Here is a 23,372-nt window from a genome sequence, read left to right as displayed (position 1 = left end):
AGCTGTCAACTTCTCCTCAGCGGGCCAACGTGCTGCCCCGCACCAGCAAGCCGACCGGCAACACGGTAACAGGCGGGGGGCTTGCCCCATCCAGCAGATCCAGAAGCACCTCGGCTGCGCAAACGCCCAAGGCGGTGCGATGCTGCTCCACCGTCGTCAGGCCGGGCGTGACATGCGCCGCCATATCGATGTTGTCGAAGCCGATCACGGACATGTCGCGAGGCACATCCAACCCGGTGCGCTGCAACTCGCCCATCAGACCGCAAGCCATTTCGTCATTGTGGCACAGGACAGCGTCGGGCCGATCCGCCATCGCCAGAATTTCACGCGCGGCCTGCTGGCCGGAGGAGAGGGAGAACGCGCCCTCCAGAATCCAGTCCGTGCGCCCCTCGATCCCGGCTTCCGCCAAAACCTCACGCACCCCACGACTCCGCTCGATCGTCAGCGGGTTGTTCGCCGGACCTGTCAGCTGGGCGATCCGGCGATGACCAAGGTCAATCAGATGGCGCGCCGCCAAAACGCCACCGTCGCGATTGTCCGCCATCACACGGGGCCCCGGCAATCCATCGATCCACTCGCAGGCCTGAACCACGGGCGGGCAGGCCGGATGGTCAAGGATCCCGGCTGGAAGGCAACCGTCCAGCACGATCAGCCCATCCGCCCGTGACCGATGCGCCAGCGTGGCCATCTGCGCGTGCACCTCGGGACCGCCTTCGGTGTCGGCCACCAGCAGCGTCAGCCCGCGCGTCCGCAGGACGGAGTTGATGCCCGCGATGATCTTCGAAAAGAACGGGTTCGCCAAGTTGGGCACCAGCGCCAGCACGCTGCCCGTGCGCTGGCGCCGGAGGTTCCGCGCCGCCACGTTCACCGTGTATCCGGCCTCGGCCACCGCCTTCAGCACCGCGTCGCGCGTCGCCTCCGACACGAGGTCGGGACGCGACAGCGCACGGCTCACCGTCGCGGTGGAGACATTGGCCATCCGGGCGATGTCTTGCACGCGCGGCGCGTTGTCATTCTTCATGGGGCGGTCCTTTCATGACCCGCCGGCATTGGCGGAACACGATCTTCTTGTAAAGTGAATGACGCTGTGCCACGCTTTATGCAACCGATTACATTTCGCGGGATCGGGGTGGGAGGAGCGATGAAGACGATCAAGGGCCCCGGCCTGTTTCTGGCCCAGTTCGTGGGTGGAAACGCCCCGTTCGACAGTTGGACGGGCATAACGACATGGGCGGCCGACTGCGGGTATTCGGGCGTGCAGGTTCCGACCAGTGACGCGCGGTTGCTGGATCTGGATCTGGCCGCAAGCTCCACCGCCTATTGCGACGACCTGATGGCGCGGGCCGGGCAGGGGATCGTCATCACCGAGCTGTCCAGCCACATCCAGGGTCAGCTGGTCGCCGTGCATCCCGCCTATGACGAGGCGTTCGACGCCTTTGCCGCGCCGCAGGTCCGGGGCAACCCGAGGGCCCGGACCGATTGGGCGGTCGATCAGGTGAAGAAGACGCTGTCGGCCTCCCGCAACCTCGGGCTGACGGCGATGGCCACCTTCTCCGGCTCGCTCGCCTGGCCCTACATCTACCCTTGGCCGCAGCGCCCGCCCGGCCTGATCGAAACTGCCTTCGATGAACTGGCCCGCCGCTGGCACCCGATCCTGGACCACGCCGAGGATTGCGGCGTCGACGTCTGCTTCGAAATCCATCCGGGCGAGGATCTGCACGACGGCGTCAGCTTCGAGATGTTCCTGGACCGGGTGAACCAGCATCCGCGGGCCAAGATGCTCTACGATCCGTCCCATTACGTGCTTCAGGGGCTGGATTATCTTGCAAATCTCGATATTTACGCGGATCGTATCGGCATGTTCCATGTGAAGGACGCCGAATTCAACCCGACGGGCCGACAGGGCGTGTATGGTGGGTTCCAGTCGTGGGTGGATCGGGCGGGCCGGTTCCGCAGCCCCGGCGACGGTCAGGTGGATTTCGGCGCCATCTTTTCGAAGCTGACGGCGCAGGGCTTCGACGGCTGGGCGGTGGTCGAATGGGAATGCGCCCTGAAACATCCCGAAGACGGGGCGCGGGAAGGGGCGCAGTTCGTGAGGGACCACATCATCCGCGTCACCCCCCACGCCTTCGACGACTTCGCGGCGGCGGGCACGGACGCGCAGGCCAACCGCCGCATGCTGGGGCTGGACCGATGAGGGCGCTGCGTCTGGGGATGGTCGGCGGCGGCAGCGGGGCCTTCATCGGCAACGTCCACCGCATGGCCGCGCGGCTGGACGGGCATTTCGAACTGGTGGCGGGGGCGCTGTCGTCGGACCCTGAACGCGCGCAACGCTCGGGAAAGGATCTGGGCCTGCCCCGCATCTACACCGACTTTGCCGAAATGGCGCGGGCCGAAGCCGCCCGTCCCGACGGGATCGAGGCTGTGGCCATCGTCACCCCGAACCACCTGCACTCCGCACCCGCCCGCGCCTTTCTGGAACAGGGCATCCATGTCATCTGCGACAAGCCCCTGACCGCCACGCAGGAAGACGCGCGCGATCTGGCGGCCGCCTGCGCGGCATCCTCCGCCCGCTTTTTCCTGACCCACACCTATTCCGGCTATGCCATGGTCCGGCAGGCCCAGGCGATGGTCGCGGCGGGAGAGGTCGGGACGATCCGCGTGGTGCAGGTGGAATATGCGCAGGACTGGCTGACCGAAGACACAGCCTCGAAACAGGCCGACTGGCGGACGGACCCCGCGCGGTCCGGGGCAGGGGCCGTGGGCGACATCGGCACCCATGCCTGGCATCTGGCGACCTTCGTCACGGGGCTGGAGGTGGAGGCGCTGTCGGCGGAACTTTCCTCCTTCGTGCCGGGGCGGCGGGTGGACGACAACGTGCAGGCGATGCTGCGCTTCCGGGGCGGGGCGCGCGGGTCGCTCTGGGCCAGCCAGGTGGCGCCGGGGCATGACAACGCCGTCCGCCTCCGCGTCTTCGGCGACAAGGGCGGGCTGGACTGGTCCCAAGATACGGCGACCCAACTCACCTTCACCCGCTTCGGCCAGCCCCGCCAGATCCTAACGCAGAACGGCCCGGGGGCATTGGACGCCGCCCGCCACGTCTCCCGCGTGCCGGCTGGCCATCCGGAGGGATATATCGAGGCCTTCGCGAACATCTATGCCGAAGCCGCTCGCGCCATCCGGGGCGAGGCTGCGACCGTTCCCGGCATCGCCGACGGCCTGGGCGGGATGGCCTTCATCGACGCCTGCCTCCGATCCTCGGCGAAGAATGGCGCATGGGTGTCGCCATGACTCCCATCCTGTCCCTCTCCGCCGTCACCCGCAGCTTCGGGCCTGTGGAGGTGCTGCACGGTCTGGACATCGACCTTCACGCGGGCGAGGTGCACGCCCTGATCGGCGAGAATGGCGCGGGCAAATCCACCACCATGAAGATCATGGCGGGCTTCCTGCCCCCCACCTCCGGCACGGTGCGCATCGACGGCCAGCCCGTCACCCTGACAAGTGCGGCCGAGGCCGAGGCGGCGGGCATCGTGATGATCCATCAGGAGTTCAACCTCGCGGCCCACCTGACCGTCACGCAGAACGTCTTCCTCGGGCGCGAACTGCGGCGCGGCCTGTTTCTGGATCACAAGGGGATGCGGGCGCAGACGCAGGCGCTTCTGGACCGGCTGCACTGCCACGCCTCGCCCGACGCGCGGATCGCCGACATCTCCGTCCCCGACCGCCAGATGGTGGAGATCGCGAAGGCCCTGTCCCGCCGCGCCCGCGTCCTGATCATGGACGAACCCACTGCCGTGCTGACCGACCGGGAAACTGGCGTGCTGTTCGAACAGGTCGAACGGCTGAAGGCGGAAGGGGTCGCGATCCTCTACACCTCGCACAAGCTGCCGGAGGTGCGGCGTCTGGCCGACCGCGTGACGATCCTGCGCGACGGCACCCGCGTGCAGTCCGGCCCCGCGAACGGCATGACCGAGGACAAGATGGCCAGCGCCATGGTGGGCCGCGACCTGTCCGACCTGTATCCGCCCAAGCGGAGGGGAGGGGAGGGGGTCATCCTGTCGGCCGAGAACATCTGCGTCCCCCGCTTCGTGACCGAGGCCAGCTTCGAGCTGCGGCAGGGCGAGATCCTCGGCTTCGCGGGCCTTGTCGGATCGGGCCGGACGGAACTGATGGAGGCCATCGCCGGCCTGCGCCCCCGCGACGGCATCGTGACCGTGAACGGCGCGACGCTGACGCCCGAGGACATGCGCGGCGCGCTGGACCAGGGCCTCGTCTACCTGACGGAGGATCGCAAGGAATGCGGCCTTCTGCTGAACAAGTCGCTGCGCGAGAACCTGACGCTCCTGTCGCTCGACCGCTTCTCGCACGGGCTGATCGACCGGAAGGCCGAGGAGGCGGCGCTGGACCGCGCCATCGCCGACTGGGACATCCGCATCCCGCACCGCGACGTGCTGGCGGGAAACCTGTCGGGCGGCAACCAGCAGAAGCTTCTGCTGGCCAAGACCATGCTGACCGAGCCGCGCATCGTCATCATCGACGAACCCACGCGCGGCATCGACATCGGCACCAAGCAACAGATCTACCGTTTCATCCACCGTCTCGCCGCCGAGGGGCTGAGCGTGATCGTTATCTCCTCCGAACTGCCCGAGGTGATCGGGCTGTGCGACCGCGTGATCGTCATGCAGGCGGGCCGGGTCGCGGGGCAGGTGTCCGGTGCGGATGTGAACGAACAGTCCATCGTCCGCATGGCGATGGGCCTTCAGGGAGAGGCCGCATGACCACCGTCGACACGCGCAAGGCGGCCCCGCGCCGCCGCGTCAACCTTCACGCCATCGGGCCACTGGCCGCACTGGTCGTCCTGCTGCTGATCGGGATGGCGTTGAACGACAACTTCCTCAGCTACGGCAACCTTACGAACGTGCTGGCGCGGTCGGCCTTCATCGGCATCATCGCGGTGGGCATGACCTTCGTCATCACGTCGGGCGGGCTGGACCTGTCGGTGGGATCGATGGCGGCCTTCGTGGCCGGCGTCATGATCCTGACGATGAACGCGCTTTTGCCGACGATGGGCCTCGGCGTCGGGGTGATCCTCGTGGGCATCCTCGTGGGCCTTCTCACCGGCCTCTTCGGCGGCGCGATCAACGGCCTTCTGATCACCCGCGGCCGGATCGAGGCGTTCATCGTCACGCTGGGCACCATGGGCATCTACCGCTCGCTCATCACTTGGCTGGCGGACGGGGGCACGCTGTCGCTGAACTACGAACTCTCGGGCGTCTATCGCCCCGTCTACTATGGGGGGATCCTGGGCATCAGCTGGCCCATCCTCGTCTTCGCGCTGGTCGCGATCGGCGGAGAGATCGTGATGCGCCACACCCGCTTCGGCCGCCACTGCGCGGCCATCGGATCGAACGAACAGGTGGCGAAGTATTCGGCCGTGAACGTGATGCGGGTGCGCATGGCGACCTATGTCCTTCTCGGCATCCTCGTGGGCGTTGCAACCGTGATGTATGTCCCGCGCCTCGGCTCCGCCTCCGCCGCGACCGGGGTGCTGTGGGAACTGGAGGCCATCGCCGCCGTCATCATCGGCGGCACCATGCTGAAGGGCGGCTTCGGCCGCGTCTGGGGCACGGTGGTGGGCGTCCTGATCCTCGGCTTCATCGGCAACATCCTGAACCTGACCGACCTCGTCTCGCCCTACCTGAACGGCGCGATCCAGGGGGTCATCATCATTCTGGCCGTCGTCCTGCAACGGGGCGGCCTGAAGGCCCACTGAAACGTCATAGGGAGGAAACCATGACCATCCGCGCGATCCTGACCACGACGGCCCTTCTGGCACTGGCCGTGCCAGCCGGCGCCGAAACCATCGGCATCTCCATCCCCGCCGCCACGCATGGCTGGGCCGGGGGCCTGAACTATCACGCCCAAGCCTCGGTCGCGCGTCTTGAGGAACAGTTCCCCGACCTCGACTTCGTGCTGGCCACAGCGTCCGACCCTGCGAAACAGGTGTCCGACATCGAGGACATGGTCGCCACGCGCAACATCGACGCGCTGGTCGTGCTGCCCTTCGAGTCCGAACCGCTGACCGCCCCCGTGGCCCGTGTGGCCGACAGCGGCACATTCGTGACGGTGGTGGACCGCGGCCTGTCGCAGGACGGGATCGAGGATCTGTATGTCGCGGGCGACAACGTGGGCTTCGGCCGCGTCGCCGGTGAATACTTCGCCGAAAACCTTGAGGACGGCGCCAAGATCGTCGTCCTGCGCGGTATCGCCTCCACCGTGGACAACGAGCGGGTGGAGGCCTTCAACGCCGCCCTCGAAGGCTCCGGCATCGAGGTGCTGGGGATGGAGCACGGCAACTGGAACCGCGACACCTCCTTCACGGTGATGCAGGACTACCTGTCCCGCTTCCCCGAGATCGACGCCGTCTGGGCCGCCGATGACGACATGGCGACGGGCGCGCTGCAGGCCATCGAACAGGCCGGCCGGTCGGACGAGATGTGGGTCGTGGGCGGCGCCGGCATGAAGGAAATCGTGGCCCGCATCCGCGACAACGACAAGATGCTGCCGGTGGACGTGACCTATCCCCCCGCAATGATCGCCACCGCGATCGAGCTGACGGCCATGCGCTTCACCTCGCCCGCGCCGGTCACGGGCCGCTTCATCATCGGGTCCGAACTGATCACGCCGGACAACGCCGAAAGCTACTACTTCGAGGACAGCCCCTTCTGATCGGGCGCCCCGAACCGCAAAGGGCCCGGCCATCCGCCGGGCCCTTTTGCATCCCGTCACAGGATTTTCGTTGACAGCGGCGCCCCGCCTCGGGTTAATGATGCATGCGTATGCATCAGGCGGCGGGGAGGCTGCCTTCAGGAGGATATCATGAGAAACGTCGTCATCGGGGCCCTTGGCTTGGCCGCCGTCCTGTGCACGCCCGCCGTCGCGCAGGACTATCCCGCGAAGCCCGTCACGGTCATCGTGCCCTTCGCCCCCGGCGGGGCCAGCGACACGATCGGCCGGCTGACCACCCAGATCATGCAGCCCGACTTCGCCACCCCGCTGGTGGTGGAAAACAAGCCCGGCGCGAACGGCGCTGTGGGGGCGGCCCAGCTGGCCCGGGCCAAGCCCGACGGCTACACGATCATGGCCGCGTCCATCGGCACCTTCGGGATCAACCCCGCGCTGCAACCCGACCTGCAATACGACCCGCGCGAAGATCTGGAGATGCTGACGATCGCCGTCCGCACCCCCAACGTGCTGGTGACCCGCCCGGACCTTGAGGCGAACACCGTCGAGGAACTGGTCGCCGAACTGAAGGCCGAACCCGACACGATGCTCTTCGCCTCCTCGGGCGTGGGTTCGTCGGACCACCTGACGGCCGAACTCTTCTGGCAGCAGACCGGCACCACCGGCATCCACGTCCCCTACAAGGGCGGCGGGCCGGCCCAGACCGACCTGATGGGCGGCCATGCCGACGCCTCGTTCCAGAACCTGGGCGCCATCGCCGCCTTCGTGAAGGACGGCAAGATGAAGATGCTGGCCGTGGCCGCGGACGAACGCTCGCCGGAATTCCCCGATGTGCCCACATTCAAGGAACTGGGGATCGAGGGGATGACCGTCTATTCCTGGCAGGCCTTCGCGGCCCCCAAGGGCCTTCCGGCCGAGGTGAAGGCCACGCTGGTCGAGGACATCACCACCGCGTTGAAGACCCCGCAGATGGAAGAGCAGATGGCCAAGATGGGCTTCGAGGTTCTGGCCAACACGCCCGCCGAAGCCGACGCCTTTGTCGCCGACGAGATCGCCCGCTGGGGCGAGGTGATCAAGGCCGGCAACATCACCCCCGAAAACTGAGCGCGCGCGCCTTCGGGCGCCGCCACCACACTTCGCCAAGGAGACGATGGCCATGCACAGCCACCGCACCAAGGATTTCTGGGCCGGGGCCGTGTATGTCGCCCTGGGGGGCGCCACCATCCTGCTGGCGCGCGACCTGCCAATGGGCAGCAGCGCGCGCATGGGGGCGGGGTATTTCCCCATCGTCCTCAGCGGGCTCCTGATCGTGATTGGCCTCGTCTCGCTCGCCCGCTCGTTCCTCCGCCCGGGGGAATGGGTGGAGCGTATCCACCTGCGCCCCGCGCTGTTCGTGATCGGCGCCACCTGCTTCTTTGCCGCCACGCTGGAATGGCTGGGGCTGGTCGTGGCGCTGCCCATCTGCATCCTGATCGCGGCCGCGGGCAGCCGCACCTTCCGCCTGAACCTTGAGACACTGGCCGCGACCGCGGGCCTGACGGCCTTCTGCGCGCTGGTCTTCATCAAGGGTCTGGGTGTTCCAATGCCGATGTTCGGCACGTTGTTCGGAGGCTGAACCATGGACATCCTGTCCGACCTCTGGCTGGGGGCGCAAACCGCGTTCTCCGTCTGGAACCTGCTGTATTGCCTTCTGGGCGTGTTCCTAGGCACCGCCATCGGCGTGCTGCCGGGGCTGGGGCCGACCGCCACCATCGCCATGCTGCTGCCCGTGACCTTCGGCCTGCCGCCCGAAACCGCGCTGATCATGCTCGCAGGCATCTTCTATGGCGCGCAATACGGCGGATCGACCACCGCCATCCTCGTGAACCTCCCGGGGGAATCGTCGAGCGTGGTCACCGCGCTCGATGGCTACCAGATGGCGCGGAACGGGCAGGCGGGCACGGCGCTGGCCACCGCGGCCATCGGCTCCTTCGCCGCCGGAACCGTGGCCACGGTGCTGATCGCCTTCTTCGCGCCTGCGCTGTCGGCCGTGGCGCTGACCTTCGGGCCGCACGAATACTTCTCGCTCATGGTCCTTGGCCTGGTCGCGTCCATCGTGCTGGCCAGCGGATCGCTGCTGCACGCCGTGGGCATGGTCCTCTTTGGCCTGATCCTGGGCCTGATCGGTACTGACATCAACAGCGGAGAGATGCGCTTCACCTTCGGCCGGTTCGAACTGGCGGACGGCATCAGCTTCGTCATCGTCGCCATGGGCGTCTTCGGGCTGGGCGAGATCCTCTCCAACCTTGAGAATGAGCAGGGCCGCTCCGTCACGCTGTCCAAGGTCACCGGCCTGATGCCCACCCGCGCCGATCTGAAGCGCATGGTGGCGCCGGTGACGCGCGGCACGCTGATCGGCTCCGTCCTCGGCATCCTGCCGGGGGGCGGGGCGATGCTCGCCTCCTTTGCCGCCTATGCGCTGGAAAAGAAATCCTCCAAGACCCCCGAACGCTTCGGCAAGGGCGCCATCGAAGGCGTGGCCGCCCCCGAGGCCGCGAACAACGCCGGCGCGCAGACTTCGTTCATCCCCATGCTGACGCTGGGCATCCCGTCGAACCCCGTGATGGCGCTGATGATCGGCGCGCTGATCATGCAGGGCATCCAGCCCGGGCCTTCGGTGATCGAGGAGCAGCCGGTGCTGTTCTGGGGCCTGATCGTGTCGATGTGGGTCGGCAACCTGATGCTGCTGGTGCTGAACCTGCCGCTGATCGGGCTGTGGGTGAAGATGATCTCCATCCCCTACGGCTTCCTGTTCCCGGCCATCGTCGCCTTTTGCGCCATCGGCGTCTACAGCCTGAACAACGCCACCTTCGACATCTGGCTGATGGCGGGCTTCGGCTTTGCCGGCTACCTTCTGCGCAAGCTGGACTGCGAACCCGCGCCCCTGCTTCTGGGCTTCGTCCTTGGCCCCATGCTGGAGGAGCATCTGCGCCGGTCCATGCTGGTGTCGCGCGGGGATGCCACGACCTTCTTCACCCGCCCGATCAGCGCGATCCTTCTGCTGCTGGCCGTGCTGCTGATCGTCAGCATCCTGGCCCCCGCCGTCCGCCAGAAGCGCGAGGAGGCCTTCACGGACGAGGATTGAACTTTGGCGACGGGCAGGCCAGACAGGCACCGCCCATCGCCCCTTCAGGATGACGCTCATGCCCGCCGCCGAACCGGAGCCTTCGGGCGAACCCGTCACCATGGCCACCATCGCCCGGCTTGCGGGCGTCACGCAGCCCACGGTGTCGCGCGCGTTCAACCACCCCGAAAAGCTGTCCCCCGACACGCTGCACAAGATCATGGAGGCGGTCCGCCTTACGGGCTACGTCCCCAATATGGTGGCAGGCGGGCTTGCGTCGAACCGCAGCCGGATGCTGGCGGCGATCGTGCCCTCCATCACCAACATCATCTATTCCGCGCTGGTCCAGACCTTCACCGCGCTTGTGCGCGAACGCGGCTATCAGGTGATGCTGATGGAAAGCGGCTTCGATCTGGCCGAGGAGGAGCGGCTGGTCCGCATCGCGCTGGCCCGCCGCCCCGAAGGGCTGCTGCTGACGGGCGTCGATCACAGCCCCACCTGCCGCCGCATGATCCAGGGCGCGAACCTGCCCACGGTGGAGGTGTGGGATCTGGGCGAGGCGCCCATCGACACCTGCGTGGGCTTCTCCCATGACGGGGCGGCGCGGGCGGCGGCGGAATGGCTGCTGGCGCGCGGCTACGATGATTTCAGCGTGGTCTCGGCCGACGACCCCCGCGCCCACCGCCGCCGCACCGCCTTCCGCGACGCGGTGACGGCGGCCGGCCTTCCCCCGCCGGCCGAGATCCTGCTGCCGGGTTCCGCCAGCTTGCGCCGGGGGCGTGACGCGCTGTCGCAGCTGGTGGCCGACGGCCTTTTGAACCCCGCGCGCCGGAGCGCGATCTTCTGCAGCTCCGACGTTCTGGCGCAGGGCATCCTGATCGAGGCGCAGGCCCGCGGCATCGTCATCCCCCGCGATCTGGGCCTGATGGGCTTTGGCGATCAGGATTTCGCCGTGGACCTGCACCCCGCGCTGACCACGGTGCGGGTGGATCGCGGCATGCTGGGCCAGCGCGCGGCCGAGGCGCTGATCCGCCGCATCGACGCGGTGGCGGCCCCCGAACGCCGGATCGACATCGGCTATCGGATCATAGAACGCCACTCGGCCTGAGCCCCTGCCGGAACTGATGCCGGTCCCTGCGTGTTTCCCGTGCCGCATCGCCCGCCTTGCGGGCCACGGAGGAGAGTTCATGACACGCAGATCCCTACGTTCGCGCCTTCTGAGCACCACGGCGGCCTTGTCGGTCGTTCTGGCCTCGATGACGCCCGCCCGCCTGCCCGCGCAGGAAGCCGCCCCGGCCGAGGTGCCGCCCGCGACCGCCCCTTCGCAGACCACCCCGTCCGAGGCGGAAGCCCCCGCGCCGGAGCCGGTGCCCGAGGAGCCTGCGCCCGAACCCGAGGCGGCCCCGGAACCCGCCCCCCGCGCCCCTGCCGCCGCCCAGCCCGAGGTGGAGGCCCCGGCCGAAGCCCCCGCCGCGCGTGAACGTGCCCCTGAACCCGAAACCTCGGCACCTGCCGCGCGTGAGGAACGCTCCATCCCGGCGCCCGAAGCCGACGTGGAAGCCCCCGAAGCCGAGGTGACCGAACCGGAAGCTCCGGCCGCCGACACGCCCGCCGAAGCCACCCCGCGCGCGACTGAGGCACCGGACGCCAACGAGGCGCCGGACGCCGACGCGCCGGCCACCAACAGCACGGACGAACCCGAACCCCCCGCAGACAGCCAGCGCGATGAGGGCACCGGGCTGGAGGAAGATGAACAGACGGGCCGCGGCGCTGCAACGGAAGGTGCCGATGACGCCGAGGCCCCGGCCAACACCCGCACAAACGGCGCGACCGACGCCCCCGCCGCCGGTGACACCCGCACGGAGGGGACAAGCGAGGCTCCCGCCACCGGAGGCACCACGGCCGACCGCGCCAGCGAGGCCCCGGCCGCCGGTGAGACGACTGAAGCCGCGGAACCCATCGATCCCGCCACCGCCGAGGTGGACGAGCAGGAGGCCGTGGACACGCTGAACTCCGTCCTTGGCGGAACGGACACGGCCGCACCGCTGGCCGCTGCGGCGGCCGCGGCGGCCGGCAGCGACGCCGCGTCGGACAACGCGACCGTGACCGAAGTGACGGAAGAAAACGCCCGCTCCAGCAGCGAGGATTTCGCCACCACCGCCTCGGGCGACGCGCGCGACCGCAACGATGACGACGACGACGATGGCGGGCTGAGCAACCTTCAGAAGGTCGGTCTTCTGGCGCTTGGCGGTCTGGCCGTCGGCGCGCTGATGAACAACGGCGACGAGGTCGTGTCCAACACCGGCGACCGCGTCGTGCTGCGCCAGAACGATGGCAGCTATCAGGTGCTGAAGGACGACGACGCGCTGCTGCGCCAGCCGGGATCCACGGTGCGGACCGAAAACTACGCCGACGGCTCCACCCGCTCCATCGTGGAACAGGGCGACGGTTCGCGGATCGAAACGATCCGTGACGCCTCGGGCCGCGTGCTGCGCCGCGCGCGCATCGACACGGACGGCCGCCAGACGCTGCTGATCGACGACACGCGTCAGGCGGCGCCGGTGGACCTCTCACTCCTCCCCCGCTCGCGCGAGGATGTGCGCGTGTCGGCCACCGACCGCACCTCGCTGCGCGAGGCGCTGGACCGGATCGAGACGCGGGACAATGCACGCCTGTATTCGCTGTCGCAGATCCGCGACTACCGCGAGGTGCGCGCCCTGGCCCCGGTCGTGGACGTGGAGAACATCACCTTCCGCACCGGATCGGCCGCCGTGGACGCGTCCGAGGCCGAGCAGCTGTCTGATCTGGGCAACCTGATGCGGGACCTGATCGACGAACGCCCGGGTGAGATGTTCCTGATCGAAGGCCACACCGACGCCGTGGGATCGGCGGCCTCGAACCTCGCCCTGTCGGACCGCCGTGCGGAATCGGTGGCGCTGGCGCTGACGGAATACTTCGACGTCCCGCCGGAAAACATGGTGGTGCAGGGATACGGCGAGAGCGACCTGCGCGTGCAGACCGAAGGCGATGAATCCCGCAACCGCCGCGTGGCTGTGCGGATCATCACCCCGGTCCTTCAGGTCGCGCAGAACCGCTGAAGATGCGGCCCGCCCCGGTGGGGGCGGGCACCCGAACGCGAAACGGGCGGATCCTTCCCGGATCCGCCCGTTTTCTTTTTCAAATCGGACCGGCCGTCACTCGTTCAGCGCATAGGCGATGACGTAATCCCCCGGTTTCGTCCCGATCGAGCCGTGGCCCCCCGCCACGATCACCACATACTGCTTGCCGCCCACGTCATAGGTCATGGGGGTGGACTGGCCGCCGGCGGGCAGGCGGGCCTTCCACAGCTCCTCGCCCGTGGTCAGGTCATAGGCGCGCAGATAGTCGTCCACCGCGGCGGCCAGGAAGGCCACGCCGCCGCGCGTGATGATCGGCCCGCCGATTCCCGGCACGCCCAGTTCGATCGGCAGGGGCAGGGGGGTCATGTCGCGCACGGTGCCGTTCTTGTGCTTCCACGCGATCTCTCCGGTCGTCAGGTTCGCACCGGCCACGTATCCCCATGGCGGGGCCTGGCAGGGGATGCCGAAGGCGCCCAGGAACGGCCCCATGACCACGCCGTAGGGCGCGCCTTCGTTGCGGTTCAGGCCCTGTTCGCTGGCCGTGGCACCTTCCTCGGCCGGCGGAATGTCGGCGCGGGGCACAAGGCGCGAGGTGAAGGCAAGGTAGGTCGGCATCCCGAACATCACCTGCCGTTCCGGGTCCACCGCGATCGACCCCCAGTTGAAGGTGCCGAAGTTGCCCGGATAGATGATCGACCCTTCCAGCGAGGGCGGCGTGTAGCGGCCTTCGTATTTCAGGCGGTGGAAGTCGATGCGGCACATCAGCTGGTCGAAGATCGACATGCCCCACATGTCCGCCTCGCGCAGCGGCTCGGGCTTGAACGTCAGGGCCGAGGTGGGCTGCGTCGGCGCGGTGAAATCCTCGGGGATCGCGCCGCCGGGCGCAGGCTCTTCCGTGACGCCCAGGATCGGTTCGCCCGTTTCGCGGTTCAGGACGTAGATGTCACCCTGCTTCGTCGGGCCCACCAGCGCGGGCACCTGTGCGCCGCCCACCGTCAGGTCCACCAGCACCGGCTGGGCCGGCACGTCCATGTCCCACAGGTCGTGATGGACGGTCTGGAACGCCCAACGCTGCTGCCCCGTGGCGATGTCCAGCGCGACGATGGAGGACGAGTGCGCCTCCACCGCCTCGCTCCGCCCCATGCCCAGCTGGTCAGGCACCTGGTTGCCAAGGGGGATGTAGACGAGACCCCGATCCGCATCGACCGAGAAGATGGACCAGCTGTTGGGGCTGTTCGCAGTGTAGGTTTCACCCCCCGCGATGTCGATGGGGGTGGTCTCCTCAGGGTTGCCGCTGTCCCAGTTCCACAGCAGCTCTCCGGTGGCGATGTCGAAGGCGCGGATCACCCCGGATTGCGAGTAGACGGAGAAGTTGTCGTTCACCGCCCCCCCGATGATCAGCATGCCGTTCACGGCCACGGGCGGAGAGGTGGAGTAGTAGTAGCCCGCCGGGTTGTAGGGCATTCCCGCCTCCAGCCGCAGCGTGCCGTTGTCGCCGAAGGTGGAGCACACCTCGCCGGTTTCTGCGTTCAGCGCGATCAGGCGCGCGTCGGCCGTGGGCAGGTAGACGCGGGTCGGGCACACTTCCGTTGCGGTGGCCACCGCCTCGTTCGGGGTGGGGTCCTCGGTCAGGCCTTCCACCGGGGGGGCAGGTTCGTCCTGCTCGATCTCGGAGCTTGAAGGGCCGTCCTCCGGCGGCGTGACGTCGGACGCGACCGGTGCGGCCGGAGCTTCCGTGCCAGGCGCGGCCGGTGCGGCGAGTTCAGAACCCTCAGGGGAGGGCGGCGCGGCCGGGGCCGCGGGCGGCGCGTTGGCGGGTGCAGGGGCCGCCGCTTGCGTCTCGGGCATGTCGGCCATGTCCCAATAGGTGACGCCGCGGCAGGTCTGGTGCTGGCGGTCGGGGTTCATGCCGGAATTGGCGTCGAATCGCCAGACTTCCTTGCCCGTGACGGCGTCCAGCGCGATGGCAAGGTTGTGCGGCGTGCAGATGAACAGCCGGTCCCCCACCTTCAGCGGCGTAACCTGATAGGTCGTCTCGTTCACGTCGTCGGGGCGCTTCACGTCGCCGGTCTGATAGCGCCAGACCTCCGTCAGGTCGCCCACGTTGTCGGTCGTGACCTGATCCAGCGGCGACCAGCGTTGACCGAAGTTCGTGCGGCCATACTGGTGCCAGTCGGTGTCGGCCATGGGATTGCCGGTGTTCACCTCGCCCGCCAGACGCTCGGTCGGCAGCGCGCCGTCGATGTTGGTGGGGTCGCGGAACATGGACAGAACGGCCACGGCCACGGCGACGATCACCGCCGCCCCCAGCACAAGGCCCAACGGGGCCCGGCGCGTGCCCGCGCCGCGGGTGGAAGGTTCCACCCGGCCCAGCGTACGGCGCACGAAGGGCAGCCACAGCCAGATCCCCATCAGCACCACAAGGCCGCCGCGCGGCATCAGTTGCCACCAGTCGAAGCCCACCTCCCACACGGACCAGGCCAGCCACAGAAGGATCGTGACGGCAAACAGCGTCAGCGCCGCCGCGCGCCCCCTGAAAATGAAAAGGGCGGTCACAAGGACCGCCACACCCAGCACCAGATAGGCGACGCTGCCGCCCTCAAGGGCCAGCCATCCACCCATGACCGCCAACGCGGCCCCGATCAGGCCGAAGATGGCCCCGGTCAACACTCTCATCGCTTGTCCCTCCCTTGTTCGCCTTGCGTCATTCCTGCTGGATCGCGTGCGGGCTTGCGCTTTCCTGCGAGGTTTCCGGCCCATCGTCCTTGCCGAACAGCACGAAGCCCAGCACGATAACGATTAATACGATGCCTCCGATCACCAGGTTGCGCATTTCCATCCAGCCTTCTGGCCGGGGCGGACCGCCCCGCAGGCCAACACCTGCGCGGCGCATCCGGTTCCGGCGATGGTCACAACGTGATGCGGAACGTCTCGAACCCGCCTTCGGCCGGGCCCACATGGTCCAGCGCCAGGCCCCGCGCGCGCACCTCCTCCAGATACACCATGGCGCGGGGGCCGGTCTGGAACAGCACGGTCGCACCGCCCGCCGAGGCGAACGTCCAGTTCGCATCGGCCGAGGGGTGGATCGTGCCCTGATCCTGAATGTAGCGCACGACCACGTCGCGGTTGGCGTCCGGCGCCTGCAGGATGGTCGTGCTGCCATCCGCCCCCGTAAAATCGCCCCCGCCCGCGGCGCGGTAGTTGTTGGTGGCCACCACGAATTCCTGTTCGGGCCTCACGGGCTGGCCGTTCCACGCCAGATCCACGATGCGATGCGCCCCCTCGTCGGCCAGCGCGCCTTCCATGTCAAAGCGCGACGGCTGGGTCAGGTCGATGCGATAGGTCACCCCGTCGATCACGTCGAAGTTGTAGGACCTGAAGTCGGGGTTCAGGAGCGGCTGGTCCGCCACCCCCGCCTTCACCTGATGGAAGGCTCCGGCCGAACGCTCCAGCCAGTCCTTCAATTGCGCCCCGCTGATGCGCACCGCGCAGAGGGTGTTGGGATACAGATACAGGTCCGACACGTTCCGGATCGCGACCGGCCCCACCGGCACGTCGGTGTAATAGTCCGGACCCCCGCGCCCGCCTGCCTTGAAAGGCGCGGCGGCGGACAGGATGGGCAGGCCCTCATGCTCCGTCCCTTTCAGAAGCTGCGCCACGTACCAGCTTTGCGCGAGGCTGACGATCTGGACGGAGGGATCATCCGCCACCAGCGCGAAATAGCTGTGCAGGGGCGCGTCGGTGCGGCCCACCTCGGCCCGGATATAGTCCAGCGTCGCGGCATGCGCCGCCTCCGTTGCGGCCATCGCGGGGGCGTAGTCGCCGACAAGGGCCACGGTCTTCCCAGCCTCATCGCGCTTGGCGATGGGGTGCAGCGCGGCCTCCCCTTCCTGCACGCGCCAGCGGTCGCCGTCGCGCGTCAGCATCAGGTCCACCACGCCAAGGTGGGAGCCCCAGAACCCCGCCATCACCGCCGGCACGCCATGGATGCGGCCGGTGGCGGGGTCCATCCCCTCCCCCTCATACGCATCCGAAGGCCAGGTGGAATGGGCGTGGCCGGTGATCAGCGCGTCGATGCCTGGCACGCGGGCGAGGTGATAGGCCGCATTCTCCATCATCGGTTGGCGCTCCGCCGTGTCGATGCCCGAATGGCACAGGGCCACGACCACGTCCGCCCCGGCGGCGCGCATCGCGGGCAGCCAGGCCTCCGCCGCCTCCACGATGTCGCGCACCTCGAACCGGCCCTCAAGGTTGGCGCGGTCCCATTGCAGGATCTGCGGCGGCACGAAGCCGATCACCCCGATGCGGACGGGATGGGTCTGGCCCGCGCCGTCGGTCAGCCCCCGCTCCAGCAGGACGTAGGGTTTGGCCCAAAGGTCGTCCTCGGCCGGCGTGGCGCCAAGGGTGCGGGCGAAGTTCGCGCAGACGATGGGGAAGGTGGCTCCGGCATTCACCCGCTCCAGAAACGGGACGCCATAGTTGAACTCGTGGTTGCCCAAGGTGCCCGCGTCATAGCCGACGGCGTTCATCCCCGCGATCACCGGGTGGACGTCACCTTCGGCCATCCCGCCATGCGCCGCCCAGTCCCCCATCGGATTGCCCTGAAGATAGTCGCCGTTGTCCACGGTCAGGCTGTTCGCCGCCTCGGCCCGCAACCTGTCCAGAATGGTCGCCGTGCGCGCCAGCCCCAGCGTGTCCGCACCCTTGTCGGCGTAATAGTCATAGGGGCGGATGTTGCAGTGCAGGTCGGTCGTGGCAAGAATGCGCAGATGCGCCTGACCGGCCGCGGCCCGCGCGGTGAACGGATGCAGCAGCGTGACGGCCCCCGCGGCCCCCGTCAGAAGCACGGCACGACGGCTGAGGATGATGGGCATGGCGGGGTCCTTCCTTGGGGCATGGCCGGAAGCCTACCCCCCATGGCGCGGTGCGGCAACCGTCCGCATCTTGCGCCGGACGGCCCTTCGGACCAAGGTGCGCCCGGACCAGAAGGGGAAAACCGTGCGCTGTCTGCTGGTGGAGGATGATGCCGATCTTGCCCTGTGGCTGGTGAAGTCGCTGGCCGGTCATGGCATCATTGTCGATTGGGAGGACAGCGGCCAGATGGGCGTCAAGCGGGCTCTGACGGGCGAATACGACGCCCTTCTTCTGGATCTGGGCCTGCCGGATCTGGATGGCGCGCAGGTTCTGGCGCGCTTGCGCGCGGGCGGCGGCACCCTGCCGGTGATGGTGCTGACGGCGCGCGACGACCTGTCGGACCGCATCGCCCTTCTGCACGCGGGCGCGGACGATTTCCTGTCCAAGCCCTTCGCCGTGTCCGAGGTGGAGGCCCGGCTCGTTGCCCTTGTCCGCCGCAGTCAGGGCCGCGCCACGGGGGCGTTTTCCTGCGGGCGGCTGTTCTACGATCAGGCCACCCGCCGCTTCGCTCTGGCCGGCGATCCGCTGCACGTGACCCCCCGCGAACACGCGATCCTTCAGCTCCTGATCCAGCGGGTGGGGGAGCCCTTGTCCAAGGCCCACATCCTTGACCGTCTGGTGGGCGAGGATGCCGACCTTCAGCCCGAGGCGATCGAGGTGCTGATCCACCGCCTGCGCCGCAAGCTGGAAGGCCACGACGTGCGCATCGTCACCCTGCGCGGCCTCGGCTATTTCCTTGAGGCGGAGGATGCCTGACCGCCGCGTCCGGTCGCTGCGCGCGACGCTGGCCTTGTGGATGATCCCGGCCAGCCTGTGCGTGTTCGGATCGTCGATCTGGCTGACGCAGAACGCCATCGCGCGGCTGGCCGACAGCGCCTATGACCGGTCCCTGTCCGGCGCCCTGCGCGCGATCGAGGCGGACCTGTCCGTGCAAAGCGGCGGCCTGGGGATGGAGCTGCCTTACGCGCTGTTCGCCAATCTTCAGGCGGCGGCCACGGGCACGGTCTATTTCCGCATCAGCACCGATGACGGGCTGGTGCAGATCGGCGATACGCGGCTGCCCGATCCGCCGTCCCCCACCCGCGCGGCGCAATTCTTTGACGCAACCTATCTGGGCCAAAGCCTGCGCGTGGGCGCGGTGCGCAAGCGGCTGGCCGTGCCCCTTTACGGCGCGCCCACCCCACAGACCGTGCTGATCGAGGTGGCGGAGACCACCGCCTCGCGGGAGGCGTTTCTGGGGCGGATCGCCCGGTTGGCCTTCTGGCGCGACGCGACCGCGCTTCTGGCGGCGCTGGCCGTGCTGGTGGTGGGGGTGGGCATGGCGTTGCGGCCGCTGCTGCGCCTGCGCGACCGGTTTGACCGCCGCGCGCCGGGGGATCTTTCACCGCTCGACGGGTCCGCCCTTCCGGCCGAGGTGCGGCCGCTGATCGACAGCTTCAACGCCCTGATGGCGCGGCACGCCGATCAGGCGGCGGGGCAGAAGCGCTTCTTCGACGACGCTTCGCACCAGTTGCGCACGCCCCTGTCGGTGCTGCGGATGCAGCTGGACTATGCCCTGGCCACCCCCGACACGGCCGAGCGGGAGGCCACGCTGGAGGCAATGCGCGGCGTCGTCGACCGCACCGCCCGCACCACCGGCCAGCTTCTGGCGCTGGCCCGGGTGGACAGCGGCGCGGTGCCCCTGACCCCGGTGGACCTGTCCGCCATCCTGCGCGAGGTGGCGTTCCTGCACCTGCCCGCCGCGCGCCGCAAGCGCATCGCGCTGGATCTGGATCTGCCGGACGCCCCCGAAACCCTTCCCGCCGCCGAAACGCTTCTGTACGAGGCGGTCAGCAACCTGCTGGACAACGCCGTCCGCCTGTCCCCGCCCGGGGGCGAGGTGACGCTGCGGCTGGACGTGCGCCCCAAGGCGGCGGCGCTGATCGTGTCGGATCGCGGCCCCGGCATGACGCCCGAACGGCTGGCGCGGGTGGGCGAACGTTTCCTGACGGACGGAGAGGGGGCCGGAATCGGCCTGTCGCTGGCCGTGGCCGTGGCGCGCATGCATGGCGGCACCTTCACCGCCGCCAACCGCCCCGGCGGCGGGCTGGAGGTGGCGCTAATCCTGCCGCGTCCGCCCGCACTGTCAAAAAATCGCCACATGCCGGAAAATGAAAGCCGTTTGTAAGGTTGCGTCGGCTACACCATGACCCGAGGGCGGGGGTTTCCCCCGGAGGAGAACGACGGGAGGGGGCCGCCATGGCGCACCGATACGCCGTGCATGTCTGGCTGTGCTCGATCGTCATGACGGTCTGGGCCTGTCTTGCGCAGGCGGCACCGCCACGCGCGGTGACCTGCATCGCGCCGGCGCAGCCGGGCGGGGGGTTCGATCTGACCTGCCGGCTTCTGGCCGACGCGCTGAACGGCACCGGCATCACCGTCAAATCGCGCTTCATGCCCGGCGGGGTGGGGGCTGTGGCCTTCAACGCCATCATCAACCAGACGCCTGCCGATCCGGCCACCGTGGTCGCGTTCTCCGAAGGGTCGATCTACAACCTTTCGCTGGGCCATTACGGCGCGCGGGACATGGGCGACGTGCGCTGGCTGGCGGCGCTGGCCGTGGATTACGGCGCGGTGGTGGTGCGGGCCGACGCGCCATGGGCCACGCTTCCCGACCTTTTGGCCGCTGTGAAGGCCGAACCGCAGCGCGTGGCCCTTGGCGGCGGCGGCATGATCGGCGGGCAGGACTGGATGCGCGCGGCCACCATGGCGCAGATGTTGGGCATCGACATCGCCCAGATGCGCTTTGTCGCCTTCGAAGGCGGCGGCGGCTGCATCGAGGCGCTGGCGGCCGGTTTCGTGCAGGCCTGCCTGAACGACGCGGGCGACAGCCAGACCGCCATCGATGACGGCCAGCCGCTGAAGCTTCTGGCCATCCATTCCGCCAACCGCCTGTCCGGCGCGCTGGCCGCTGTGCCCACCGCCCGCGAACAGGGCGTGCCGCTGGACTGGCCCGTGCTGCGCGGCATCTACACCGGCCCGCAGGTGGCGGATGCGGATGTGGAGGACTGGCGTCAGGTCCTGAACGCCGTCCTGACCAGCCCCGCCTATGCGGACCTTCTGGCCACCCATCATCTGGAACCTATGCCCCTGACCGGCCCCGCGCTGGAGGAACGTCTGGCGCAGCTGTCGCAGGACGCCCGCACCCGCGCCGTCCAGCTGGGCGTCCCCTGACGCCCCCCGTTCCTGAACAAAGCCATCGCCGAACGACCGAAGACATCGCCACGACAGGGTGGCGGTGAAAGGAGATCCCGTGCTTACATTCCTAGCTTACGCCATGATCATCACCTTCATGGCCGCCATCATGACCGGACGTCTTTCGGCGCTGATGGGCCTCATCCTCGTTCCCATCCTGTTCGCGGCCATCGCGGGCTTTGGCCCCGAGATCCCGGATCTTGTCATGGACGGGTTGCGCAAGATCGCGCCCACGGCGGTGCTGCTGCTGTTCGCGATCCTGTATTTCGGCCTGATGATCGATGTGGGCCTGTTCGACCCACTGGTGCGGTTCGTGGTGCGCAAGTGTCATGGCGATCCGCTGCGCGTGATCGTGGGCACCTGCGCGCTGTCGATGTGCATCTCGCTCGACGGGGACGGATCGACGACGTATCTGCTGGTGGTGACGGCGATGATGCCGCTGCACCTGCGGCTTGGCATCAACCCGCTGATCCTTCCGGCCGTGACGGTGATGCCCAACGCGATCATCAACGTGGCGCCCTGGGGCGGGCCGACCGCGCGCGTGATGTCGGCGCTGCATGTGGATGTGGGGCAGGTCTTCGTGCCGATGATCCCGGCCATCGCGCTGGCCTGCGCCGGATCGCTGGCGATCGCCGCCTATTTCGGCCTTCAGGAACGCCGCCGCCTGGGCACCATCCGATTCGACCATGTCAGCGAGGCGGATCTGGAGGAGCAGATCAACGAGGCCACCCGCGCCGTCGTGCCGCGCCCCGCCTGGCTGAAGGGCTTCAACGCCGCGCTGACGGCCGCGATGATGGCGCTCCTGGTGGCGGACGTGTTCCCGCTGGCGCTGGTGTTCATGGTGGGCTTCGCCATCGCCATGGTCGTGAACTTCCCCAACGTGGCCGATCAGCGTGAACGCATCGCCTCGCACGCAAGCTCGGTCCTGAACGTGGTGGCGGTGGTGTTCGGCGCGGGCGCCTTCACCGGCATCATGATGGGCACCGGCATGACGGACGCGCTGGCGCAAAGCGTGGTCGCGATGATCCCTGATGCGGCGGGGCAGTACATCCCGCTGATCACCGCCGTCCTGTCGGCGCCGTTCACGTTCTTCCTGTCGAACGACGCGTTCTATTTCGGGGTGGTGCCGGTTCTGGCGCAGGCTGCCGCCGAATACGGCATCCCGCCCGAAGTGATCGCCCGCGCGTCGCTTGTCGGCCAGCCGGTGCACATGCTGTCGCCGCTGGTGCCGGCCGCCTTCGTGCTGGTCGGACTGGCGAAGGTGGAGTTCGGGGATCACCAGCGCTTCACCATGAAATGGTCGATCCTGCTGGTGGGGCTGATGCTGCTGGGCGCGGTGATCACCGGCGCCGTTCCCATCGGCTGATCAGCCGGTCGGCGGCCTTGACCGATCGGGCCATGTCACGATCACGAGGCAGCCGACCACCAGCGCCACCCCCAGCCCACCAAGGGGTGGCAATCGTTCCCCCACGATGACGGCCGCCAGAAGGGCGGCCACGGCGGGCTCCAGCAGCGTCAGCATCGTGGCCGTGCTGGCCCGCACCCGCGCCAGCCCGTAGCCGAAGCACAGATAGCCAAGGAACATCGGCACGGCCGCCATATACAGCCCCACCGCCGCATTGGACCACGAGGCGAGGAAGGCCCCGCCCGTGACCCCCAGCACCGGCATCAGCAGGACGCCGCCCAGTCCGAAGGTCGCCCCCATCGCCACCGCCGAGGGCACTCCGCGCAGCATCATCCCCCGCGCCGTCCAGGAATAGAGCGCATAGGTCAGCCCGCCCAAGAGCCCGATCGCCACGCCTGCCGGCACCGACGGCCCCGCCCCGCCGCCGCCTGCCGTGCAGATCAGCACCATCCCCGTCAGCCCGACCGCCGCGCCCCAGGCCCAGCGGGCCGTCAGCGGCGCACGGTCCAGCCCGCGTTCCAGCAGCGCCGACAAGAGCGGGGCCGAGCCGATGGTGACCACCGTGCCGATCGTCACCCCCGCCAGCCGCATGGAGCCGTAGAAGGCCAGCGGATAGACCGCCACCGCCAGCGCCCCCGCGACCAGAAGCCGCCGGTGCCTCCACAGCGCCCCGCGGTGCCGCCCGATCCCGCTCACGGCCAGCAGCGCCTGCGCCAGACCGCCAAGGCCCATGGCCGCGGCGCCGATCGCGGCGGCCCCCACGCCGGGGGCGAAGGTGGCGGCGGTTCCCGTCGTGCCCCACAGAACGGCGGCGAACAGTATGGCAAGGGGCGCGCGCATGGTCGGGATCCGG

At 68.7% G+C, this 23,372-nt stretch carries 19 protein-coding genes; 14 read left to right on the top strand and 5 right to left on the bottom strand.

Annotation, left to right across the window (positions count from 1 at the left end; all coding sequences use genetic code 11):
- Nucleotides 1-16: 16 nt before the first annotated feature.
- Entirely contained in the window at nucleotides 17-1,021 is a 1,005-nt protein-coding gene (locus PIJ50_RS12870) for a LacI family DNA-binding transcriptional regulator (protein ID WP_271975840.1), read from the bottom strand.
- Nucleotides 1,022-1,141: 120 nt separating this feature from the next.
- Here PIJ50_RS12870 and PIJ50_RS12865 point away from each other — a divergent pair, with 120 nt between their 5' ends.
- From PIJ50_RS12865 to PIJ50_RS12820, 10 genes are all read left to right on the top strand, one after another.
- Entirely contained in the window at nucleotides 1,142-2,197 is a 1,056-nt protein-coding gene (locus PIJ50_RS12865; RefSeq protein WP_271975839.1) for a sugar phosphate isomerase/epimerase family protein, read from the top strand.
- A complete protein-coding gene (locus tag PIJ50_RS12860) occupies nucleotides 2,194-3,291 on the top strand; it encodes a Gfo/Idh/MocA family protein (protein WP_271975838.1) in 1,098 nt (365 codons plus the stop codon). Before PIJ50_RS12865 ends, PIJ50_RS12860 begins: the two co-directional genes overlap by 4 nt.
- Nucleotides 3,288-4,778: a sugar ABC transporter ATP-binding protein gene (locus PIJ50_RS12855; protein WP_271975837.1), complete on the top strand. Its 1,491-nt coding sequence runs from the start codon at nucleotides 3,288-3,290 to the stop codon at nucleotides 4,776-4,778. The genes PIJ50_RS12860 and PIJ50_RS12855 overlap by 4 nt, the downstream gene beginning before the upstream one ends.
- Nucleotides 4,775-5,773 (top strand): ABC transporter permease, encoded by a 999-nt coding sequence (locus PIJ50_RS12850; protein WP_271975836.1) that lies wholly within the window; start codon nucleotides 4,775-4,777, stop codon nucleotides 5,771-5,773. The genes PIJ50_RS12855 and PIJ50_RS12850 overlap by 4 nt, the downstream gene beginning before the upstream one ends.
- A gap of 20 nt (nucleotides 5,774-5,793) precedes the next feature.
- A complete protein-coding gene (locus PIJ50_RS12845) occupies nucleotides 5,794-6,729 on the top strand; it encodes an ABC transporter substrate-binding protein (protein ID WP_271975835.1) in 936 nt (311 codons plus the stop codon).
- Between the two features lie 150 nt (nucleotides 6,730-6,879).
- Complete coding sequence (locus tag PIJ50_RS12840; RefSeq protein WP_271975834.1) at nucleotides 6,880-7,848, top strand: Bug family tripartite tricarboxylate transporter substrate binding protein; 969 nt, start codon at nucleotides 6,880-6,882, stop codon at nucleotides 7,846-7,848.
- Between the two features lie 46 nt (nucleotides 7,849-7,894).
- A complete protein-coding gene (locus tag PIJ50_RS12835; protein ID WP_271975833.1) occupies nucleotides 7,895-8,359 on the top strand; it encodes a tripartite tricarboxylate transporter TctB family protein in 465 nt (154 codons plus the stop codon).
- Between the two features lie 3 nt (nucleotides 8,360-8,362).
- Nucleotides 8,363-9,868: a tripartite tricarboxylate transporter permease gene (locus PIJ50_RS12830; protein ID WP_271975832.1), complete on the top strand. Its 1,506-nt coding sequence runs from the start codon at nucleotides 8,363-8,365 to the stop codon at nucleotides 9,866-9,868.
- Between the two features lie 58 nt (nucleotides 9,869-9,926).
- The gene (locus PIJ50_RS12825; protein ID WP_271975831.1) at nucleotides 9,927-10,955 is read left to right on the top strand and encodes a LacI family DNA-binding transcriptional regulator; all 1,029 of its coding nucleotides are present in this window, start codon (nucleotides 9,927-9,929) and stop codon (nucleotides 10,953-10,955) included.
- Between the two features lie 79 nt (nucleotides 10,956-11,034).
- Nucleotides 11,035-12,945: an OmpA family protein gene (locus PIJ50_RS12820; protein WP_271975830.1), complete on the top strand. Its 1,911-nt coding sequence runs from the start codon at nucleotides 11,035-11,037 to the stop codon at nucleotides 12,943-12,945.
- A gap of 96 nt (nucleotides 12,946-13,041) precedes the next feature.
- Here the strand turns inward: PIJ50_RS12820 and PIJ50_RS12815 are convergent, their stop codons facing one another.
- The 3 genes from PIJ50_RS12815 to PIJ50_RS12805 all read right to left on the bottom strand — a co-directional run bounded on the left by PIJ50_RS12815 (nucleotide 13,042) and on the right by PIJ50_RS12805 (nucleotide 17,840).
- Nucleotides 13,042-15,642: a glucose/quinate/shikimate family membrane-bound PQQ-dependent dehydrogenase gene (locus tag PIJ50_RS12815; RefSeq protein ID WP_271975829.1), complete on the bottom strand. Its 2,601-nt coding sequence runs from the start codon at nucleotides 15,640-15,642 to the stop codon at nucleotides 13,042-13,044.
- A 28-nt stretch (nucleotides 15,643-15,670) separates the two neighbouring features.
- Complete coding sequence (locus PIJ50_RS12810; RefSeq protein ID WP_271975828.1) at nucleotides 15,671-15,805, bottom strand: hypothetical protein; 135 nt, start codon at nucleotides 15,803-15,805, stop codon at nucleotides 15,671-15,673.
- A 70-nt stretch (nucleotides 15,806-15,875) separates the two neighbouring features.
- A complete protein-coding gene (locus PIJ50_RS12805) occupies nucleotides 15,876-17,840 on the bottom strand; it encodes a bifunctional 2',3'-cyclic-nucleotide 2'-phosphodiesterase/3'-nucleotidase (protein ID WP_271975827.1) in 1,965 nt (654 codons plus the stop codon).
- Nucleotides 17,841-17,964: 124 nt separating this feature from the next.
- On the opposite strand from PIJ50_RS12805, the gene PIJ50_RS12800 reads away from it, so the two are divergent.
- The 4 genes from PIJ50_RS12800 to PIJ50_RS12785 all read left to right on the top strand — a co-directional run bounded on the left by PIJ50_RS12800 (nucleotide 17,965) and on the right by PIJ50_RS12785 (nucleotide 22,480).
- Nucleotides 17,965-18,636: a response regulator gene (locus tag PIJ50_RS12800; protein ID WP_271975826.1), complete on the top strand. Its 672-nt coding sequence runs from the start codon at nucleotides 17,965-17,967 to the stop codon at nucleotides 18,634-18,636.
- A complete protein-coding gene (locus PIJ50_RS12795; RefSeq protein WP_271975825.1) occupies nucleotides 18,629-20,047 on the top strand; it encodes a sensor histidine kinase in 1,419 nt (472 codons plus the stop codon). Before PIJ50_RS12800 ends, PIJ50_RS12795 begins: the two co-directional genes overlap by 8 nt.
- Before the next feature lie 71 nt (nucleotides 20,048-20,118).
- Nucleotides 20,119-21,093, top strand: a complete 975-nt coding sequence (locus tag PIJ50_RS12790) for a tripartite tricarboxylate transporter substrate-binding protein (RefSeq protein ID WP_271975824.1) — start codon at nucleotides 20,119-20,121, stop codon at nucleotides 21,091-21,093.
- A gap of 79 nt (nucleotides 21,094-21,172) precedes the next feature.
- Nucleotides 21,173-22,480: a CitMHS family transporter gene (locus PIJ50_RS12785; protein ID WP_271975823.1), complete on the top strand. Its 1,308-nt coding sequence runs from the start codon at nucleotides 21,173-21,175 to the stop codon at nucleotides 22,478-22,480.
- Here PIJ50_RS12785 and PIJ50_RS12780 read toward each other — a convergent pair whose 3' ends face one another.
- Complete coding sequence (locus tag PIJ50_RS12780) at nucleotides 22,481-23,359, bottom strand: DMT family transporter (RefSeq protein WP_271975822.1); 879 nt, start codon at nucleotides 23,357-23,359, stop codon at nucleotides 22,481-22,483. It lies immediately after the preceding gene.
- Between the last annotated feature and the right edge of the window lie 13 nt (nucleotides 23,360-23,372).

It is taken from the genome of Falsirhodobacter sp. 20TX0035, assembly GCF_028307215.1.
Taxonomy (GTDB): domain Bacteria; phylum Pseudomonadota; class Alphaproteobacteria; order Rhodobacterales; family Rhodobacteraceae; genus Falsirhodobacter.
Note: the sequence above shows the minus strand (reverse complement) of the source record. Positions and strands in the feature narration are given on the sequence as shown.

What these genes read in the sequence shown, in the direction of transcription:
- PIJ50_RS12870 (WP_271975840.1), bottom strand. Translation starts at nt 1,021, where the DNA reads ATGAAGAATGACAACGCGCCGCGCGTGCAAGACATCGCCCGGATGGCC.
- PIJ50_RS12865 (WP_271975839.1), top strand. Translation starts at nt 1,142, where the DNA reads ATGAAGACGATCAAGGGCCCCGGCCTGTTTCTGGCCCAGTTCGTGGGT.
- PIJ50_RS12860 (WP_271975838.1), top strand. Translation starts at nt 2,194, where the DNA reads ATGAGGGCGCTGCGTCTGGGGATGGTCGGCGGCGGCAGCGGGGCCTTC.
- PIJ50_RS12855 (WP_271975837.1), top strand. Translation starts at nt 3,288, where the DNA reads ATGACTCCCATCCTGTCCCTCTCCGCCGTCACCCGCAGCTTCGGGCCT.
- PIJ50_RS12850 (WP_271975836.1), top strand. Translation starts at nt 4,775, where the DNA reads ATGACCACCGTCGACACGCGCAAGGCGGCCCCGCGCCGCCGCGTCAAC.
- PIJ50_RS12845 (WP_271975835.1), top strand. Translation starts at nt 5,794, where the DNA reads ATGACCATCCGCGCGATCCTGACCACGACGGCCCTTCTGGCACTGGCC.
- PIJ50_RS12840 (WP_271975834.1), top strand. Translation starts at nt 6,880, where the DNA reads ATGAGAAACGTCGTCATCGGGGCCCTTGGCTTGGCCGCCGTCCTGTGC.
- PIJ50_RS12835 (WP_271975833.1), top strand. Translation starts at nt 7,895, where the DNA reads ATGGCCATGCACAGCCACCGCACCAAGGATTTCTGGGCCGGGGCCGTG.
- PIJ50_RS12830 (WP_271975832.1), top strand. Translation starts at nt 8,363, where the DNA reads ATGGACATCCTGTCCGACCTCTGGCTGGGGGCGCAAACCGCGTTCTCC.
- PIJ50_RS12825 (WP_271975831.1), top strand. Translation starts at nt 9,927, where the DNA reads ATGCCCGCCGCCGAACCGGAGCCTTCGGGCGAACCCGTCACCATGGCC.
- PIJ50_RS12820 (WP_271975830.1), top strand. Translation starts at nt 11,035, where the DNA reads ATGACACGCAGATCCCTACGTTCGCGCCTTCTGAGCACCACGGCGGCC.
- PIJ50_RS12815 (WP_271975829.1), bottom strand. Translation starts at nt 15,642, where the DNA reads ATGAGAGTGTTGACCGGGGCCATCTTCGGCCTGATCGGGGCCGCGTTG.
- PIJ50_RS12810 (WP_271975828.1), bottom strand. Translation starts at nt 15,805, where the DNA reads ATGGAAATGCGCAACCTGGTGATCGGAGGCATCGTATTAATCGTTATC.
- PIJ50_RS12805 (WP_271975827.1), bottom strand. Translation starts at nt 17,840, where the DNA reads ATGCCCATCATCCTCAGCCGTCGTGCCGTGCTTCTGACGGGGGCCGCG.
- PIJ50_RS12795 (WP_271975825.1), top strand. Translation starts at nt 18,629, where the DNA reads ATGCCTGACCGCCGCGTCCGGTCGCTGCGCGCGACGCTGGCCTTGTGG.
- PIJ50_RS12790 (WP_271975824.1), top strand. Translation starts at nt 20,119, where the DNA reads ATGGCGCACCGATACGCCGTGCATGTCTGGCTGTGCTCGATCGTCATG.
- PIJ50_RS12780 (WP_271975822.1), bottom strand. Translation starts at nt 23,359, where the DNA reads ATGCGCGCGCCCCTTGCCATACTGTTCGCCGCCGTTCTGTGGGGCACG.